The following is a 17,346-nucleotide window of genomic DNA, read 5'->3' as shown; positions in this document are numbered from 1 at the left end:
ACCTAGGGTCCCTGCAGGGACCGTCCCTTCCTTCAGTCCCTGCACAAACGCGCAGGTCAGCGCGTTTCCCCCCCTCCAGCAGGGACTGTAGGGACTCAACTCTCTAATTATGAGCTGAACTAGACATATAGAGGCAGATGCGCACGCGCGTACGAAAAGAGCTCTACTCCAGCTCATAATTAGGAAGTTCAGTCCCTACAGTCCCTGATCTGACCCCCCAAAACCCTCTGACCTGCACAGATACCAGGGACTGAAGCCCAGGGACCCAACAGTCCCTCAGGCCCTCTCCGTCCCTCTGCTCAGTCCCTCGATCTATTACGTCGTAATAAAACCTGGCCTACCTAACGCGTCGTTCGCGTTTTTGATCACCTGCGTTAGTAAGGTGACTCCATGACTTCTCCAGCCTCCCCGAACGACCGCGAGAAGGTCGTCTCCAAGCTGCCGGGATGGCTCCGGCAGGACCTCAAGGTCAGAGCCGCCCAGAAGGGCATCGAGATCCAGGCCGCCGTAGAGCAGGGCATCCAGGACTGGTGCAACCTCGCATCGGCGACAGCCGGGGTCGACACCTCCGGCGCCGACTCGTTCTCCACCTTCCTGCCGGAAGGTCAGTGGGACGAGTTCAAGCGGATCGCGAGCGACCGTCGAGTTTCCCTCATCCAGGGCCTAGCCCAGTCCGTGCAGTTGTGGCTGGACACGCACCCCGCACCGGACGTCGAGAGGCCGGCCATCACCCGCCGGATCGTCGTATGCAACCAGAAGGGCGGCGTCGGCAAGACGGCCATCACGGCGGGCACCGGTGAGGCGCTCGCCGAGAATCCCAGCCGCCTCTACCCCGTCCGTATCGCCAAGCAGCTCGCGGCCGCCAGCGACGCGCTCGACAGCCCGCTCGACACCGAGGACCTGCCCGGGCTCGGACTGCGGGTCCTGCTCGTCGACTTCGACCCGCAGTGCCACCTCACCAACCAACTGGGTGGCACTCCCCTGCCGATGAACGGCGACAGCCTCACCAACCACATGGCGGGCGACCCCAAGGGCGACCTGCGCGACCTCATCGTCTCCGTCGACGACGAGCACTTCGCCGGCCGGCTGCATCTACTGCCCGCGTGCAACGACGCCTTCCTGCTGGACGTACGTCTGTCGGCCGTCCGGGCGCGGGAAGCCGCCCTGGAGCGCGCCCTGGCCCCGCTGGAGCCACATTACGACGTCATCCTCGTCGACTGCCCTCCCAGCCTCGGACTCAGCATGGACGCCGCGGCCTACTACGGCAGGCGACGCGACGGCGAGAAGCCCGGCCAGTCCGGGGCGCTGATCGTCGTCCAGGCCGAGGACAGTTCAGCCGACGCCTACGAGCTGCTCACCACCCAGATCGACGACCTGCGCGGCGACCTGCAGATCGACATCGACTATCTCGGGATCGTCGTCAACCTCTACGACTCCCGACGCGGGTACATCGCCACCTCTTCCCTTCAAGGGTGGGTCGACATAAAGGATCCGAAGGTCGTCGGGCTCATTGGAGACCTCAAGGAGCAGAAGGAGGCTGTGCGGGTGAAGCAGCCGCTGCTGTCCTACGCTCCCAAGTCCCAGCAGGCGGTCGGTATGCGGGCCCTCGCGCGGGAGATCTCATGAGCAAGGCCGATCAGCTGGGCGCCGGTCGCTTCGGCGGGGCCACCCGAGGCATCAGCGCGCGCCGGCAGGCCGTGGCCGCGGCGACCGGGGTGCCGACCGAAGGGGTCGCCCCGCCCTCGGAACTGCCGACCGACCGTGTGAGCCTCAACCCCGACAACCCGCGCTCCAGCCTCGGCGACCTGACCGATCTGGCAGGGAGCCTCAAGACGCATGGGCAGAAGCAGGCGATCACGGTCATGAACCGCGACGCCTATGTGAAGGCCAACCCTGCGCACGAGGCCGATCTGGAGCCGGAGACGATCTATGTCGTCATCGACGGCAGCAGCCGCCTCGCGGCCGCCCGCGAGGCGGGCCTGGCCTCCGTCAAGGTGATGGTCAGTGACGAGCAGGGCGCCACCTCCGAAGAGCTTCTGGAGTCGGCGCTGGTCGCCAACATCCACCGGCAGGATCTCGAGGAGCTCGACGAGGCCCGCGCGCTGCAACGGCTGCTGGTGATCCATGGGAGCCAGACGGCTCTGGCGAAGCGGCTGCACCGGTCGCAGGGATGGGTGTCGCAGAGGCTTGCTCTGCTGAACCTGACGCCTGAACTTCAGCAGCGGGTGGGTCAGGAGCCCATCGATCTGCTGCGGGCTGTCGGCAACAAGCCGGCCGAGCAGCAGGAAGAGGTACTGGAGGAGCTGAAGGCCGAGCGGGTCCGCAAGGAGGTCCTGAAGCAGGAGCGCCGGGCGCAGAAGCCGGATGATGGGGCTGAGGGCTATTACGGCGTAATAGAGGATGGTGCCCGCCAGGAGAAGCCGGCGGCTGTCGAAGCACCGGTGCAGCGTGCGGAGACGGTTCCGGAGCCACGTGGCAACGCCTCGGCGAGCAAGGCGGCTGAAGCAGTCTCTGCAGTCGAGGCCGCTGAGACTACTGAGACTGCTGAGGCCGATCTGAGGACGCCGCCGAAGCTTCCCTACGACGATGGTGCCTTCCTCGCGATGCATCTCATCCGGAAGATGAGCGACACCGAGTTCGACAAGATGCTGCGGATCCTCAACGAGCATCAGGAGCAGCGAGCCGGCCTGGTGGAGAGTGACGGCCAGGCTGTCTGAGCCGTCTGATGAGTCAGCCCCCTATTACGACGTAATAGGGGGCTGAGCTATTACGACGTAATAGCTCAGGCTGCGAAGCCCACGTTGGTGACGTACTCGTACTGGCCCCACTGGGAGCCGAGGTCGACGATCTGGTCGACCCAGGCGTCGTCGAGGGCCTGAATGTTGTCGTTGGCCCAGGCTTCGACGATGCGGTCCCAGTGCCGGATGTTGAGGGTGCGGAACTCCACGACGCGCTGACGCGGACGGGAGACCTGGGACTGGTTAAGCGGGTGGATTTCGACGCGGGTGCCGCGGCCCTCGCGGTTGAGGCGGGCCAGCAGATAGCGGGCCACGTTGTGGCGGCGGACGGTGCGATACGCAGTCTCGATGCGTTCGAGGTTCTTCTTCGACGGACTGCGTCTGCCGTCCAGCCACGCCTTGAGGGTGCGGTCGGTGACCGTCAGGCCTGCGGAGCGCGCGGCTGCCAGGGCATGCTCGCTGCGGGTGAGGTAGTGCAGGCGGGCCAGCAGACCACGCCGGGCGGTGACCGGAGTGGCGATGTAGCCGGCGAGGGCATCCAGCCGGTGGGCGACTGCTTCGTACCCCTTGACGCCTCGGGCACCGTACTTGCCGAACTCATGGGTGCGATCCGGCATCCCGTCTCCTCCCTCGGCTCCGGTTCTCATGGCCCGCTGCCCGGACAGGGGTGGGGCGCGATGTCATTACGGGAGATCAGTATGGGGTAGACCAGGGGCGAAGTTCCCCAACCCCGGCGGTGGGGGAGGGGAGCGGGGAGCCCGGCTATTACGTCGTAATAGCGACCCAAGCGACTCAGCCGTGGGGAGCCCGGTAGCCGCTGGCCGGTCGGGAGGGCGTTCTCGCTTCACAGTCGCTTGAGTCGCTCTGGGGCTTGGGTGGGGGAGTGGAGGGAGCCTGAGTCGCTGTGGCCGAATAGGGCCTACGTGGGCAGCGACTGAGGAGAAGCTACCGAGTGCCCCTTCGGTAGCTTTCGGTCGCTGCTGGAAAAGGCCTGGTCAGAGGCTTCTCTTCGGTTGAACAGCGACTGAAGCGACTGAAGGTCTGGGTATATGGAGACATTCGCGTGTGCGCGTGTGCGTGCGCGTTGGCGTCATATATAGCGAGCTTGAGTCGCTTCAGTCGCTGTTTGATCACTCTCACTTCTCTGACCTGCGGCTTCGCCCGGACGGCTGAGCAGCTACCGAAACCACGTGAGTCGCTGGCCACGGAACTGACTCGAATATCTGTTTTCTCAAGGGACGTTCGGGCCCCACCTCCTTAGCTATGCTGTGCCGGTCGCTCAGTCGCTTCGGTCGCTGGTGGGGGGTGCGAATGGCCTCTGAGCTGCACAACTCACGTAGCTACTCACGGTCGTCCGCTCCGGTGGCAGGCCCGTTGGCGACGGCCCGGTGGTGTGCCAGCCGGGGCTGGCCCGTCCATCCGCTGGCACCGGGACGCAAGACGCCTGCGGGCAACTGCGAGACCTGCCGTCTGCCCGGGCACCATCACAAGGGCTGCGGCTGTCCGGCTGCCGGTCGCTGGTGTCATGGCTTTCACGCCGCCACCCTCGACTTCGCCCGCATCGAGCAGTGGTGGGGCGCGCACCCGGGCTTCGGTGTCGGGATCGCCTGTGGACCCGCCAGCCTCCTGGTCGTCGACATCGATGCTCATGAGCGCGAACTCCCCGGACGGGACCGGCTGTTACCCGGCATCACCATCTCCGAGGGGATCGACCTGACCGGGCTCGCCAACGGCTTCCACACGATCGGTCTGCTGGCCGCCCTGCGCGGCTTCGACAGCCCCGCCGACGACGAGACGACCCTTCGCGTGCGCACCCCCTCGGGCGGTCTGCACGTCTGGTACCGGGCGCATGGCGGGCGTCGCTGGCAGTGCTCCACGGGCTCCGGTGGCCGCGCGCTGGCCTGGCAGGTCGACGTACGGGCGCACGGCGGGTACATCGTCGCCCCCGGCACCGTGACCGACGCCGGTGTGTACGAAGTGGTGGGGGACGTACGGGAGCCCGCACCGCTGCCCGACTGGCTGGCCCGCGAGCTGGAGCGCACCGGGCATCTGCCGCCCGCGTACGTGCCCGCGCCGAGGCCGGTCCCACCGCGGGCCCGGCAAGCAGTACTGGCCGCGGGAGGCGGCCGCGGAGCGGTGAGCCGGGTGCTGGGCGCACTGCTCGAAGAGGTGGCTGCCTGTGCCGCCGTAGCCGAAGGCGCCGCGTTCTCCGAGAAGTTGAACCGTGCCGCGTACACCGCAGGAGGGCTCGTGGCCGGGGGACAGCTGGAGGCGACGGAGGCAGAGCGGGTCCTCAGCGAGGCCGCCGAGCATGCCCGGCCGGGGCAGGAGCGCCGTTACACGGCCATCATCCGCAGCGGTCTGAACGCCGGCCGTACGCGCCCACTGTCCCCAGGAGGACGCGCATGACGTCCCGCCAGGACGACACACTCTTCGACGCCCAGGCCGTAGCCGCGCAGATCCTCGCCCAGCCCGTACCGCATGCCCGCCGCTCCGAGGACGCCCCCGCGCAGGGAGAGGCCACGGCCGACGGACTGCTGCCCGACACCCTCAGCGACCGGGGCAACGCCAAACTGTTCGTCAAGCTCTACTCCAACGACTACCGGCATGTGCCCGGCCTCGGCTGGTTCCGCTGGGACAGCACCCGTTGGCAGATCGACGAGGACGACACCGTGATGTGGGCTGCGGGGGACCTCGCGGAGTCCCTGGCGAGCAACGACCCGCGAGGCGTGTTCACCTCCACCGCGCTGCAGCAGCATCGCCGTCGGGCACTCAGCACCAGCGGCATGAACGCGATGCTCGCGCAGGCCAGGTCCGCGCCCGGCATGGTGCTCAACGCGGCCCGGCTGGACGCCGACCCCTACGCGCTGTGCACCCCGGCCGGCATCGTCGACCTGCGCACCGGACTGATCCGTACCCCCGACCCCGACAAGGACTTCCACTCCCGCTCCACCACCGCGGCCCCCCAGCCGATGCCCACCCCGCGCTGGGACCGGTTCCTCGTCGACACCTTCGGCGACGGGGCCGAGGGCGCGGAGATGATCGACTTCCTGCATCTGCTGCTGGGGTACTCCATCACTGGGGACGTCGGCGGGCAGGTCATGCCGTTTCTGTTCGGGTCCGGCAAGAACGGCAAGTCGGTGCTGCTGGACGTCCTGATGAAGCTGGTGGGGGACTACGCCGACGCGGCCCCGCCCGGGTTCCTGATGGCCCGGCCCTACGAGGGGCACCCCACCGACCTGGCGGAGCTGCACGGCCGGCGGGTCATCGTGTGTAGCGAGGTCAAGCCGGGGGACCGTTTCGACGAGGCCCGGGTGAAGCTGCTGACGGGTGGCGACCGGATCAAGGCGCGCCGCATGCGGCAGGACTTCTTCAGCTTCGAACCCACCCACAAACTCTGGCTGCTGGGCAATCACCGGCCCGAAGTGGGCACCGGTGGCTTCGCGTTCTGGCGGCGGATGCGGCTGATCCCGTTCGAGAGGGTCGTGCCCGACGACCGGAAGATCGACAACCTGGCCGACATCCTCGTCACCGAGGAGGGCCCCGGAATCCTCAACTGGCTGATCCTGGGCGCCCGTCGCTACCTGAGCGGCGAGAAGAACCTCACCGGTCCCGAACGGGTACGGATCGCCACCACGGCGTACGCGGAGACCGAGGACCACACCGGGCGATTCCTCTCCGAGTCCTGCCGGCTCGCACCGGCGCTGAGGGCGGAACAGGCACAGCTCTACGCGGTTTATAAGACCTGGTGTCAGAATGAGGGTGCCCCAGCGATCTCGTCCCGGGCCTTCGCGGCACGGGTCCGAGAGGTGGTGGGACTGGCGTCGCCCAAGGAGATGATCCTGTCCAACCAGCGCAAGTACTACCCGGGCATCGGAGTGGTCGCCGACGAGGAGACAGCATGAGCGCCCTCATTGCTGAGGACGAGCTCGTTCATGAGGACGACTTCGTCTGGCTCGAGGACATCGACACGCTCGACTACGTACGTCAGAGCCTGGACCGGCTGACGACGCGCCGTGGCAAGCCCCCCTACCACCGCGACGGACGCATGGTCGGCTACGCGCTGCTGGGTCCCGGGGCCAAGCCGTCCCGTTCCTCGGGTACTTTCCGGCGCCGGGTGTTCTGGCTGCTTCCGCACGACCGCGACACCGACCCCGATGGTCTCTACGCCACCGGCGCGCCCGCCGAGGCGGTGGACCCGCGCACGCTGGCACCCGGCAGCAAGGGGTGCAAGACCGAGCGGTCGGAGGGCGGGCCGCCGTCCTCGGCGATGCGGGAGCTGGGGATCACGCTGCCGCTGTGAGCGGCGGCGTGGGGGAGAACGCGCCGTACGGCTGAGAAGAAGCACTGTCGGTGGCATCAATAACGTTGCAAAGAACCGTCCACCCGGTATATTTTTTCGTCATCCGTACGAATGAGCGAGCTGGGCAACTCAACTCCTGTGGGGAGACAGGGAGTTGTCCCGGGCGGGGAAGCCGCTGAACCTTCGTGCGCCCCGTTCGCTTCAGCCTCCTCGCTCATGTGCTGATCCATGATGGGGGAGGTCAGGGATGGTGCGTGGCATACAAGCACAAGTGGTGATCTCCGGCGGAGGGCCCGTGGGCATGCTCCTCGCCTGTGAGCTGGCCGGGCAGGGGGTGCGCACCGTGGTCGTGGAGTCGGCGACCGAGGTCTGCCGGCGGCCCAAGGCGACCACGCTGCACGCCCGTACGGTGCAGTGTCTCGTCCGGCGCGGTCATCTCGCCGGACTCGTGACCGCGGGGGAGAGCGACGGCACGGCATGGACGAGCAGCGCGTTCCACTTCGCGGGAATCCCGGGACTGGCCATCTCGGCTCCGGCCGCGGAGCCGGAGCCGATCCTCAAGTGCTCGCAGGAGGAGCTGGAACGTCACTTCGAGCAGCGCGCGCGGGCCGTCGGTGCGCGGATCCTGCGCGGACACCGGGTGATCGGGGTGCGCCAGGGGCCGAGCGGAGTGACCGTCATGGCGCAGGGGCCGCGTGGCCGGGTGAACTGCACGGGTGCGTATCTGGTGGGAGCGGACGGCGCGCGCAGCCTGGTGCGCGAGCAGGCGGGCTTTGCCTCACGGACGTACCCGGCGACCATCTCGGCGATGGCCGGTGACGTCCGCTTCGAGGAGGGCGAGGTACTGGAGGCGGGATGGCATCGCACCCCGCGCGGGTGGATCGTCGTGAAGAACGTGCCGGGCGGGGTGGTCCGGCTGCGGACCCTCAACTGCGAGGGCGCGCACCAGGAACGTCATCTGCCGCTCACGTTGGAGGAGTTGCGTCGCGAGGTTTCCTGGATCGCCGGCCGGGACATCGCGATGCGGGATCCCAGGTGGCTGAGCAGGTTCAGTGACTTCTCCCGGGTGGCCGGGTCCTACCGCAAGGGGCGGATCTTCCTGGTCGGCGATGCGGCACATGTGCATTTCCCGATCGGCGGCCAGGGCTTGAGCACCGGGCTGCTGGACGCCGTGAACCTCGGCTGGAAGCTCGCGTTCACGGTGCGCGGCACCGCGGGCGTGGGACTGCTGGACACCTACGACCAGGAGCGCCGTCCCGCGGCGCAGCGGGTCGTCGACAACACCCGGGCTCAGCTGGCCCTGATGCGGCCCGGCCCTGAACTCGACCCGCTGCGGGCCCTGTTCGGAGAATTGCTGGCCAGGGGAGGGGAGAGCGGTGTGCTGGCGTCCATGGTCAGTGCCCAGGACACCGTGCTGCCGACGCGCGGCGTGGACTCCCCACCATGGGAAGGAAGGTTTCTGCCCAACGTCGACCTCGTGACCCGGCAGGGGCGCACCGATGTGATCGGCCTGCTGGGTGAGGGGCGGCCGCTGCTGCTGCTCTTCGGCGAGCAGGACGGTGGCTATGAGCAGCAGGCGCGCGGGTGGGACGGCCTGTTGAGGGTGGTGCGCGCCGAGCCGGTGCCCCAACTCCCCTGTGACGCAATGCTGGTGCGGCCGGATGGTTACATCGCCTGGGCGTCGGGGGGCGACGGACCCGCCGCCGCCCTCAAGGCGTACTTCGGTGAGGGCGTGCGGGCGGAGGCCAGGGGTGTTCTTGCCGGGGCGGTCAGCTGACCGGCGCCGGTCGAAGGGGGTGCGCGGTCTCAAGCTCGGTCTGGACCGCGGCCCCCCTGTTCTCGGTGAGATCCACCGCGGCGAGCACGGAGGGGACCACCACACTGGGCAGTAGATGCCGCAGCAGTGCGCTGACCCTGCGGGGCAGATCCTGGTAGTTGCACAACGCCTGGGACATGGCCTGGACACCGGCGAAGGCGCCCACCAGGGCGTCGGCGGTCTCGGCCGGCACGACATGGGGCAGCAACTCGCCCTGGGCCTGGGCCTTCTCCAGCAGCTCCACCCCGACCGTGCTCCAGTGCAGGAAGGGTCCGCTGCGGTCGAGCCCTTGGGCCTGCTGGTCGAGCGACAGGCGGACACCCGCGCGGACCATGGGGTCGGTCTGGAGACGGTAGGCGTGCAGGACCACGGTGTCCACGAGCTGCTGCACCTTGCATGCGCGGTCGGGAATGGGCAGCCTGTGGTCCTGTTCGTGGAGTACGCCGTCGGCGAGGTGTTCCTTCGAGGGGAAGTGGAAGTACAGAGCTCCCTTGGTCACTCCGGCAGCGGCGAGGATCTCGCTGATGGTCGCGGCCTGGTAACCGCGTTCCTCAAAGACTTTGGCTGCTGCCAGCAGGATCGTCTGCCGGGTCCGGATCGCCCGGTCCTGCTTCACCACTACGGCCTCCTCCAGTCGATGAGCCCGGAGACCCACAAAAAAACCGTCCAGTTTGTATATTACAGCTGATTGGTCAACGCGCAGCCCCTTGGCTGGTACCGGATTCAAGGAATTGCGCAAAACCATCGCTGCGAGGAGGGGGAGTGTGATGGGGGAAGCCGGGTGGGGCACGGATGCCACCGGTGCTCGTGCGGGGGAGGACGTTCGATGATCCTCGTGACCGGGGCCACCGGGACGGTGGGCCGTGCATTGGTTGAGCGACTTCCCGCCGATCTGGGCGTTCGACTCATGGCGAGGGACCCGGCGAAGATCACGGGCGCCGCGTCGACGGCGGAGAAGGTCGCCGGCGATCACGGGGATCCGCGGTCGCTGACCCGGGCTCTGACAGGAGTGCGGACGGCGTTCCTCGTGACCACGCGCATTGGCGCCGACGACGACGCGCGGTTCGTGCGCGCCGCACAAATGGCCGGAGTGCAACGGGTGGTGAAACTCTCCGCGGCCGCCGTCCTCGACGACCGGGCCGACGACCTCATCACCCGGTGGCAGCGGGCCACTGAGGAACTCCTGCGCGCCTCAGGCATGGAGTGGACCGTGCTGCGTCCGCGCGCGTTCATGTCCAACTCCCTTTCCTGGGCCGCCTCCATCAGGTCCGAGCGCACGGTCCGCGCGCTGTACGGGACGTCGGGCAACGCCTGTGTGGATCCACGGGACATCGCGGAGGTCGCCGTGCGCGTCCTGACGGAGGAGGGGCATGCCGGACGCGCCTACACCCTGACCGGGCCCGAGGCCGTCACCGCGGCCGGGCAGACGGAGCAGCTCGGCCGGTTGCTCGGTGTTCCGCTGCGCTTTGAGGAGTTGAGTCCCGACGAGGCACGCGGCGGGCTGGCGAACCGCTATCCGGCGCCGGTGGTCGAGGCGTTGCTGCAGAGCGCGGAACGCCAGCGGGCAGGTGCGAAGGCCATGGTGGAGGATACGGTCCATGTCGTGACGGGCCGGCCGGCGGGCACCTTCGCGGCATGGGCCGCGGACCACCTGGCGGCCTTCGCGCCGGTCACGGAAACGGCCGGGGCGTAGTCGGTGGGGTCGGCCCTGGTGGGTCCCACCGCTTGCGAGGGCTGCCGGGGCCGGTCGGAGCGGTCCGGTGTGCAACAGGTCTGCCCGAGACGTAGGAGGTCGTCCCGGGCAGACCCGGTCGGGGGGTGCCCTTCACATGGCGGATGGCGCCATGGTCACGGTGCACCGGAACACGGGCGTCTCGTCCTGGTAGGCGGTCACGAGCACGGTCTCCCCGCCGTCCGGGTCCGCGCCGGGCATTCGGCACGCTTCGACCAGGCAGGGTGCGTCCAGTTCGACGTACCGCTCGAACTCACTGGCGACGGCGAGAGGCAGGGAGGCATGTCCCAGGGTCGCGGCCGCGGCCTGCCGGGCGGCTTCGAGGAGCACCATGCCGGGCACGTGGTCGACCATGTGGTCGAAGAGCACGGGGTGACGGGTGTCCACCCGCAACTGCCAGCGGTGCGGCTCACCGTTGGGGGAGAGGACCACATCCGTCGGCGACATGCGCCCGACGGTCTGCGGGGGCTCCGGTGCCGTCAGCGCAATGACCCGGGGACCGTCGGGGCCAGGGAAGTGCGCGGCGCGCAGACGCTCGTAGACCCGGGGAGTGATGCAGGTCAGGGAGCCACCTCCGGTCGCCGCGAGGCTGCCGTCGCGGTGGATCTCGACCTCGATGCGGAATCCTGTCACCGCACCCCCGCGCTCCTTCACGTCGAAGCACTTGACGTCGAGTTCGAGCGAGGCGGGTGTCCAGTCGACGCGTACGTGCTCGGGCCGGACGGCCACGCTGAGGTCGCTGACCAGGAAGTGGTGCCCGAGGGGGACCCCGTACTCGGCGTGTGCCAGAAGGATGCCGGCCTGGCGGATCGTTTCGGCGGCGATCAACGGGTCGTGGCAGTCGTCCACGGTGGCGAAGAAGCTGTGTCCACGAGGCCATTGGGCGGCGACGGTGAAGTGATGGTCGTCCACGCGGGCCCAGTCGGTCAGCATCACCTCGGCGACGCTCGCACGGTGGACGAGCTCCTTGGGGACCGTGCTCGTCAGAGACCGAGAGGGGAGGGCGCCGGTCCGGGCAAGGTGCGTGTCGCTCTCTGTGCCTGCCACGCCGGGTATCGCGCGGTGCATGCGGAACGTGCTTACAGACATAGTTCCCCCTGGCCGCTTTGGCTTGAATGTGAGTGGTGGATCCCTCAGGAGAGCGAAGATACATACCATCCGGTTTAATTTCCAGAAGGAATGCCACCCTCCAGCCACCGATAAATGGAACCATGCGTTCCTAAATGTGTAGATGATCACGCGGTGACCTCGGGCTCGGCTCGCGCCCCGCAGGTCGACCACAGCCGCCTATGCATGTGGCACCTGCTGCCGTCCGGTGCGCATGGGATGTGGCTTGCTCCCCTACCTCAAGTGAGGCCACAGCCGTTCTTGAGTGGCTTCCCGGACCGTGTCTCCAGGCCCGACTAAAGGGGGATCGGTCGCATGGGGACGGGAGAAGCCCTGATCAGGGTGGAGCGGGGGCGGCCCGACGAGGCGGAACTGGCTGCCGTGGTCGCGGTGCTGCTCGCCCGGCAGGCGGGCGCGGAAGAGGCGTCCGAGGAGCCGTCGGCGGCTGAAATCCGCTGGTGGCGGGAGCGGGACAGCTATGCGGCGCCCGAGAGTTGGCGCTGATGGCGAGACGCGTCTCCATATTTCCTTCACTGCTCAATCAAATACCGCACGTGCGGTTTGTTATGATGGCTTCACGGACCCGGGGCGGGACCTCCTCGGCCTTGTCCCAGGAAGGCACCTGACATGGCTATGACGAGCCGGGCCTCGACGGAACCGGGGCCCGCCGATATACGCGGGCGCGTGGCGGAGCTGGACAGCATCCGCGAAAAGGCGCTGGCCGGCCCCAGTCGGCAGGCGACCGAGGCGCAGCATGCCAAGGGCAAGCTGACCGCACGGGAGCGCATCGAACTGCTGCTGGACCCGGGTTCGTTCCAGGAGGTCGAGCAGCTGCGTCGGCATCGGGCAAGCGGTTTCGGCCTGGAAGTGAAGAAGCCCTACACGGACGGTGTCATCACCGGCTGGGGGGCGGTCGAGGGACGTACCGTCTTCGTGTACGCGCACGACTTCCGGATCTTCGGCGGTGCGCTTGGCGAGGCTCACGCCACGAAGATCCACAAGATCATGGACATGGCCATCGCTACCGGGGCTCCGCTGGTGTCGCTGAACGACGGCGCCGGAGCCCGTATCCAGGAGGGTGTGTCGGCGCTCGCCGGGTACGGCGGCATCTTCCAGCGCAACACGAAGGCATCCGGTGTCATCCCGCAGATCAGCGTGATGCTGGGACCGTGCGCGGGCGGTGCGGCCTACAGCCCCGCCCTGACCGACTTCGTCTTCATGGTCCGTGAGACCTCGCAGATGTTCATCACCGGCCCGGATGTGGTCAAGGCCGTGACGGGCGAGGAGATTTCGCAGAACGGCCTCGGCGGCGCGGACGTGCACGCCGAGACCTCGGGCGTGTGTCACTTCGCGTACGACGACGAGGAGACCTGCATCGCCGAGGTGCGCTACCTCCTGTCGTTGCTGCCGCAGAACAACCGGGAAGCCCCGCCGAGGGTGCGCGGCGCCGACTACATCGACCGGCGCTCGGACGCGCTCCTGGACTTGGTCCCCGCGGACGGCAACCGGCCCTACGACATGGCCAAGGTCATCGAGGAGGTCGTCGACGACGGCGAGTACCTTGAGGTTCACGAGGGCTGGGCGCGGAACATCATCTGCGCACTGGCCCGGCTCGACGGGCAGACCGTAGGGTTTGTCGCAAACCAGCCTCAGACCCTGGCCGGTGTACTGGACATCGAAGCCAGCGAGAAGGCCGCGCGCTTTGTGCAGATGTGCGACGCGTTCAACATCCCGATCATGACCTTCCTGGACGTCCCCGGGTTCCTCCCAGGTGTCGACCAGGAGCACGGTGGGATCATCAGGCACGGCGCGAAGCTGCTGTACGCCTACTGCAACGCGACCGTGCCGCGGGTCTCGCTGGTCCTGCGCAAGGCCTACGGCGGCGCGTACATCGTCATGGACTCCCAGTCCATCGGCGCCGACCTGACCTACGCGTGGCCGACGAACGAGATCGCCGTGATGGGCGCCGAGGGGGCCGCCAACGTCATCTTCCGCCGGCAGATCGCCGAGGCCGAGGACCCCGAGGCCATGCGGCAGAAGATGGTCAAGGAGTACAAGGCCGAGCTCATGCACCCGTACTACGCGGCGGAGCGCGGCCTGGTGGACGACGTGATCGATCCGGCCCGGACCCGCGAGGTCCTCATCCGCTCCCTGGCCATGCTCCGAAGGAAACACGCAGACCTGCCGTCGCGCAAACACGGCAACCCCCCGCAGTAGCAGTACGTTCCGAGGGACTTGGGATGTCGGTGCGGTGCCGGCCTTCGACGTCCCTGTTCTCAGGAGACAGCACATGGTCAAACAGGAGCGAGCGGCCCGCACCCGGCAGGCACTGATCCAGGCCGCGGCCGAGGTGTTCGCCGAGGAGGGCTTCGTCACCGCGTCGTTGAGCACCATCAGCAAGCGCGCCGGTGTCAGCAACGGCGCGCTGCACTTCCACTTCGCCAACAAGGGCATGCTCGCCGACGCGGTGGAGGCGGAGGCCGCCAAGGCCGTCCGCCTGATCACCGAGGCGGCGCGGGCCTGGCAGGGGGAATCGCTCCAGGCGGTGGTGGATGCCACCCACGAGCTGACGCGCAGTCTCACCCACGACACCGTGGTCCGCGGCGGCTTCGAACTCGCGGGCGACACCACCCGCCGGGGGGAGCCCTCTCTTCGCACGCAGTGGCGGCACTGGGTCGAGGACAGCCTCCGCCGGGCCGATCGCAACGGCGCTCTGGCGGAGGGCGTGTCCTGGTCGGACAGCGCCCGCGTCATCGTCGCCGCGACCGTCGGCTTCGAGGTCCTCGGCGGCGATGACACCTCCTGGCTGTCACGGCAGAACGTCACCCGCTTCTGGGAGGTGATCCTGCCGCGGCTCGCAGGCCGGCAGGACCTGGACCGGCTGGTGAGCTCCGGCTCGCGGCCGTCGGCCGTCGTCCCCTCGGCGGAGCGCACCTCGGGCTGACCTCGAGCCTTAGCAGACCGCAAGGTCTGTTTTATGATCGATTTCCGCCTCCACCTCGCGGTTGTTCCCTGGAGGCTGACTCGAGGGCTTCTTGGTTCCCGCTAGAGATCTCGAATAGATGCAGGTCAGAGGCCTATAACCCCTACGTCTCCACTAAGAAAATACAGGATATGCGGTTTGGTATTGACAGACCGCTCGTGCTGTTTTTACTCTTGCCATGGCGCCGGACCGACATCTGTTGACGGCCGCGAACCGACCGGAGCACTCGGGCATAAGACAGGGGAGATCGCGTGGACATCGAGGTACTCGGCGCATTGGCCGTACAGGAGAACGGAATCTCCATCACCCCGACGGCTCCCAAGCCGCGGCAGGTGCTGGCACTGCTGGCGCTGCACGCCGACCGGGTGGTGCCCGTCTCCGCACTGATCGAGGAGCTGTGGGGCACCACGCCGCCGCGCAGCGCCCGCACCACCTTGCAGACATACGTCCTCCAGCTGCGTGAACTCATCGCCGTGGCCGTGGAGAAGGACGAGCAGGACGGCATGGCGGGGGAGAGCAGGCGGCGTACCGCCAAGGACGTGCTGGTGACGATGCCCAGTGGCTACATGCTGGTCAGCGGTGACGGCGAGAGCGACGTGCGCACCTTCGAGCGCCTTGCGGGCGTGGGATACCGGGCCATGGACGCCGGTGACTTCCCCGGTGCCGCGCGGCAGTTGCGGGAAGCGCTGATGCTGTGGTCGGGGACCGCCTTCGCGGACGTCCAGGCCGGTGCGCAGCTGGACATGGAGATCAAGCGTCTTGAGGAGAGCCGGCTGTGTGCGCTGGACCAGCGCATCGAGGCCGATCTGCGACTGGGGCGCCACCGTGAGCTGCTGGCCGAGCTGACCGTTCTGGTGAATCGTTACCGCACTCATGAGAGCCTGCACGGCCAGTTCATGCTCGCGCTGTACCGCTCCGGGCGGCGCGGAGAGGCCCTGGAGGTCTACCAGCGGCTGCGTGCCACGCTCGTCCGGGACCTCGGTCTGGAGCCGTCGGCGGGGCTGCGGCGTCTGCAGCGGTCCATTCTCACGGCCAACCCCGAGACCACGGTGCCGGCGCCCAAGACCGGCAAGGAGCGTCTCGTTCCCACGAGTTGAGTGCCATCCCTCTTCCCAGGGTCTTCGCGCGGCCGGTCCGTCCGGTTCGCCGACGCCTTGGGAAGCGGCATGTGTGGGCCCGAACGCGGGGCCGGGCCTGCCGCCTTGTCCGGCCGATGCCGCGACGCATGTTCTCCTGACGCCCGTGATGCCCACCGGGCCTGCCACGCCTCTCGTCCGCGCGCGGACGTCATCGTGCCGCCGAGACGCGGCTTCCCCGCCCCAACGCCTGCGGCCCGATGTCGGGGGAGGGGCGGCATCGGGCCGATACGGCCCCTTCGTCGAAACGGTGCCGTGCGTTCCGTAATTCGGGTTCTCGGCAACGGAATTCAATGGAAAAGGTAACCCGGCGGACCGTTCTGTGATAATGCGGGCACGCTTACTTCCAGTCGTCGTTTACATGCCCTTGAGTGGATCAATTTCCGGACTGTGGCCTTCAGTTGAAACACCCTCAAGCTCCGGTTGAGGAAAGTCGGGTGTGGCGCGAATCCGGCTAGTGTGCTGACGGTGACGGAATTCAGCCACGAGAGGAACTCGACGAGGTACGGAGGAAAGCAGTGAAGATTCAAGTTCTGGGTCCGTTGAGTGCCGAGGTCAACGGGGGGTCGATTGTCCCGACGGCCGGTAAGCCGCGGCAGATTCTTTCCCTGCTCGCTCTCTACCCCGGACGGGTGATGCCTGTCCCCATGCTCATGGAAGAAATCTGGGGGACCGAACCACCGCAGAGCGCGCTCACCACCCTGCAGACCTACATCCTGCAGCTGCGCCGACGCCTGGGCACCGCGATGGGGCCCGACGTCCCCGGCGCGGCCAAGGAGGTGCTGGCCACCCGGCACGGGGGGTATCTGCTGCAGATATCGCCCGAGAGCGTCGACGTCCACGAGTACGAACGCATGGTCACCGAAGGGCGGGCGGCGTTCGAGTCCGGGGACGACGAGACTTCGGCCAATTGTTTCCGCAAGGCGCTGGAACTGTGGCGCGGTCCCGCACTGGTCGACGTACGGGTCGGGCCGATCCTCGGCATCGAGGTCATGCGCCTGGAGGAGAGTCGGCTCGGCACCGTCGAGCGGCGCATCGACGCCGATCTGCGGCTCGGCAGGCACTCCGAACTCATCGCGGAGCTCGCCGAACTGACGGCGCGCTACCCGCAGCACGAGGGTCTGCACTCGCAGGCCATGGTGGCGCTGTACCGGTCGGGGCGGCAGGCATCGGCCCTGTCCGTCTACCGCAAGCTGCGCATCCGGCTCATCGAGGAGCTGGGCGTCGAGCCTTCACCGCAGGTGCAGAGGCTGCACCAGGCGATGCTGGCCGTCGACCCGCAACTGGACGTGTCCGCCGGTATCCGGCGCAGCTCGACCTTCGATCTCTACGCCGCCTGAGGCCGGCCGGAGCGGGGGCTCGAGTCGTACTCAGAGGTCGTTTTCCACCACTGTCCCGTCCCGGGACCGCGCCTGACCCCGCGGTGCCGGGTGGTGCCGGACGAGGGGCTCCGCCGAGGGGACGGCGGGCCGTCGGACCGGCCGTGACCGGGTGGAACGCGGCCTCGAGGCGCGGTGTGAGGAGTGCAGCG

The 17,346-nt window shown here is 68.0% G+C and carries 15 protein-coding genes; 12 read left to right on the top strand and 3 right to left on the bottom strand.

Translation table 11 applies throughout. From position 1 onward, the window contains the following. Positions 1-390: 390 nt before the first annotated feature. Both QF037_RS50015 and QF037_RS50010 read left to right on the top strand, forming a co-directional pair. The gene (locus QF037_RS50015; protein WP_307038284.1) at positions 391-1,626 is read left to right on the top strand and encodes a ParA family protein; all 1,236 of its coding nucleotides are present in this window, start codon (positions 391-393) and stop codon (positions 1,624-1,626) included. Next, positions 1,623-2,717 (top strand): ParB/RepB/Spo0J family partition protein, encoded by a 1,095-nt coding sequence (locus tag QF037_RS50010; RefSeq protein WP_307038282.1) that lies wholly within the window; start codon positions 1,623-1,625, stop codon positions 2,715-2,717. Before QF037_RS50015 ends, QF037_RS50010 begins: the two co-directional genes overlap by 4 nt. Positions 2,718-2,782: 65 nt before the next feature. On the opposite strand, the gene QF037_RS50005 is transcribed toward QF037_RS50010, so the two are convergent. Next, positions 2,783-3,355: a transcriptional regulator gene (locus QF037_RS50005; RefSeq protein WP_307038280.1), complete on the bottom strand. Its 573-nt coding sequence runs from the start codon at positions 3,353-3,355 to the stop codon at positions 2,783-2,785. A 694-nt stretch (positions 3,356-4,049) separates the two neighbouring features. Here QF037_RS50005 and QF037_RS50000 point away from each other — a divergent pair. The 4 genes from QF037_RS50000 (at position 4,050) to QF037_RS49985 (ending at position 8,818) form a co-directional block, all read left to right on the top strand. Next, complete coding sequence (locus QF037_RS50000; protein ID WP_307038278.1) at positions 4,050-5,147, top strand: bifunctional DNA primase/polymerase; 1,098 nt, start codon at positions 4,050-4,052, stop codon at positions 5,145-5,147. After that, positions 5,144-6,643, top strand: a complete 1,500-nt coding sequence (locus QF037_RS49995) for a DNA primase family protein (RefSeq protein ID WP_307038276.1) — start codon at positions 5,144-5,146, stop codon at positions 6,641-6,643. Before QF037_RS50000 ends, QF037_RS49995 begins: the two co-directional genes overlap by 4 nt. Then, positions 6,640-7,041, top strand: a complete 402-nt coding sequence (locus QF037_RS49990) for a DUF6009 family protein (RefSeq protein ID WP_307038273.1) — start codon at positions 6,640-6,642, stop codon at positions 7,039-7,041. The genes QF037_RS49995 and QF037_RS49990 overlap by 4 nt, the downstream gene beginning before the upstream one ends. A gap of 247 nt (positions 7,042-7,288) precedes the next feature. After that, positions 7,289-8,818 carry an FAD-dependent monooxygenase gene (locus QF037_RS49985; RefSeq protein WP_307038271.1) on the top strand — a complete coding sequence of 510 codons (1,530 nt, stop codon included), beginning with the start codon at positions 7,289-7,291 and terminating at the stop codon, positions 8,816-8,818. Here QF037_RS49985 and QF037_RS49980 read toward each other — a convergent pair. Then, positions 8,811-9,476 carry a ScbR family autoregulator-binding transcription factor gene (locus QF037_RS49980; protein ID WP_307038269.1) on the bottom strand — a complete coding sequence of 222 codons (666 nt, stop codon included), beginning with the start codon at positions 9,474-9,476 and terminating at the stop codon, positions 8,811-8,813. The two genes, QF037_RS49985 and QF037_RS49980, sit on opposite strands and share 8 nt — an antisense overlap. Before the next feature lie 207 nt (positions 9,477-9,683). On the opposite strand from QF037_RS49980, the gene QF037_RS49975 reads away from it, so the two are divergent. Next, entirely contained in the window at positions 9,684-10,550 is an 867-nt protein-coding gene (locus QF037_RS49975) for an NAD(P)H-binding protein (protein WP_307038267.1), read from the top strand. A gap of 132 nt (positions 10,551-10,682) precedes the next feature. Here QF037_RS49975 and QF037_RS49970 read toward each other — a convergent pair whose 3' ends face one another. After that, positions 10,683-11,636 carry a ScbA/BarX family gamma-butyrolactone biosynthesis protein gene (locus QF037_RS49970; RefSeq protein WP_307038264.1) on the bottom strand — a complete coding sequence of 318 codons (954 nt, stop codon included), beginning with the start codon at positions 11,634-11,636 and terminating at the stop codon, positions 10,683-10,685. A 375-nt stretch (positions 11,637-12,011) separates the two neighbouring features. Here QF037_RS49970 and QF037_RS49965 point away from each other — a divergent pair, with 375 nt between their 5' ends. The 5 genes from QF037_RS49965 to QF037_RS49945 all read left to right on the top strand — a co-directional run bounded on the left by QF037_RS49965 (position 12,012) and on the right by QF037_RS49945 (position 17,155). Continuing rightward, positions 12,012-12,200, top strand: a complete 189-nt coding sequence (locus QF037_RS49965; RefSeq protein ID WP_307038262.1) for an acyl-CoA carboxylase epsilon subunit — start codon at positions 12,012-12,014, stop codon at positions 12,198-12,200. 180 nt (positions 12,201-12,380) lie between these two features. Continuing rightward, entirely contained in the window at positions 12,381-13,913 is a 1,533-nt protein-coding gene (locus tag QF037_RS49960) for an acyl-CoA carboxylase subunit beta (RefSeq protein ID WP_373464013.1), read from the top strand. A gap of 73 nt (positions 13,914-13,986) precedes the next feature. Continuing rightward, positions 13,987-14,640 carry a ScbR family autoregulator-binding transcription factor gene (locus tag QF037_RS49955; protein WP_307038260.1) on the top strand — a complete coding sequence of 218 codons (654 nt, stop codon included), beginning with the start codon at positions 13,987-13,989 and terminating at the stop codon, positions 14,638-14,640. Positions 14,641-14,930: 290 nt separating this feature from the next. Next, entirely contained in the window at positions 14,931-15,776 is an 846-nt protein-coding gene (locus tag QF037_RS49950) for an AfsR/SARP family transcriptional regulator (protein WP_307038257.1), read from the top strand. 557 nt (positions 15,777-16,333) lie between these two features. Further along, the gene (locus tag QF037_RS49945; protein ID WP_307038255.1) at positions 16,334-17,155 is read left to right on the top strand and encodes an AfsR/SARP family transcriptional regulator; all 822 of its coding nucleotides are present in this window, start codon (positions 16,334-16,336) and stop codon (positions 17,153-17,155) included. Positions 17,156-17,346 lie beyond the last annotated feature (191 nt).

This window comes from Streptomyces canus (genome assembly GCF_030815415.1).
In the GTDB taxonomy this organism is placed as follows: Bacteria; Actinomycetota; Actinomycetes; order Streptomycetales; family Streptomycetaceae; genus Streptomyces; species Streptomyces canus_F.
This window is presented reverse-complemented; position numbering and strand designations above follow the sequence as displayed.

Bases quoted from the DNA above. Each gene is read 5' to 3' on its own strand.
- QF037_RS49985 (WP_307038271.1), top strand. From the start codon at position 7,289: ATGGTGCGTGGCATACAAGCACAAGTGGTGATCTCCGGCGGAGGGCCC.
- QF037_RS50000 (WP_307038278.1), top strand. From the start codon at position 4,050: ATGGCCTCTGAGCTGCACAACTCACGTAGCTACTCACGGTCGTCCGCT.
- QF037_RS50015 (WP_307038284.1), top strand. From the start codon at position 391: ATGACTTCTCCAGCCTCCCCGAACGACCGCGAGAAGGTCGTCTCCAAG.
- QF037_RS50010 (WP_307038282.1), top strand. From the start codon at position 1,623: ATGAGCAAGGCCGATCAGCTGGGCGCCGGTCGCTTCGGCGGGGCCACC.
- QF037_RS49975 (WP_307038267.1), top strand. From the start codon at position 9,684: ATGATCCTCGTGACCGGGGCCACCGGGACGGTGGGCCGTGCATTGGTT.
- QF037_RS49965 (WP_307038262.1), top strand. From the start codon at position 12,012: ATGGGGACGGGAGAAGCCCTGATCAGGGTGGAGCGGGGGCGGCCCGAC.
- QF037_RS49955 (WP_307038260.1), top strand. From the start codon at position 13,987: ATGGTCAAACAGGAGCGAGCGGCCCGCACCCGGCAGGCACTGATCCAG.
- QF037_RS50005 (WP_307038280.1), bottom strand. From the start codon at position 3,355: ATGCCGGATCGCACCCATGAGTTCGGCAAGTACGGTGCCCGAGGCGTC.
- QF037_RS49990 (WP_307038273.1), top strand. From the start codon at position 6,640: ATGAGCGCCCTCATTGCTGAGGACGAGCTCGTTCATGAGGACGACTTC.
- QF037_RS49995 (WP_307038276.1), top strand. From the start codon at position 5,144: ATGACGTCCCGCCAGGACGACACACTCTTCGACGCCCAGGCCGTAGCC.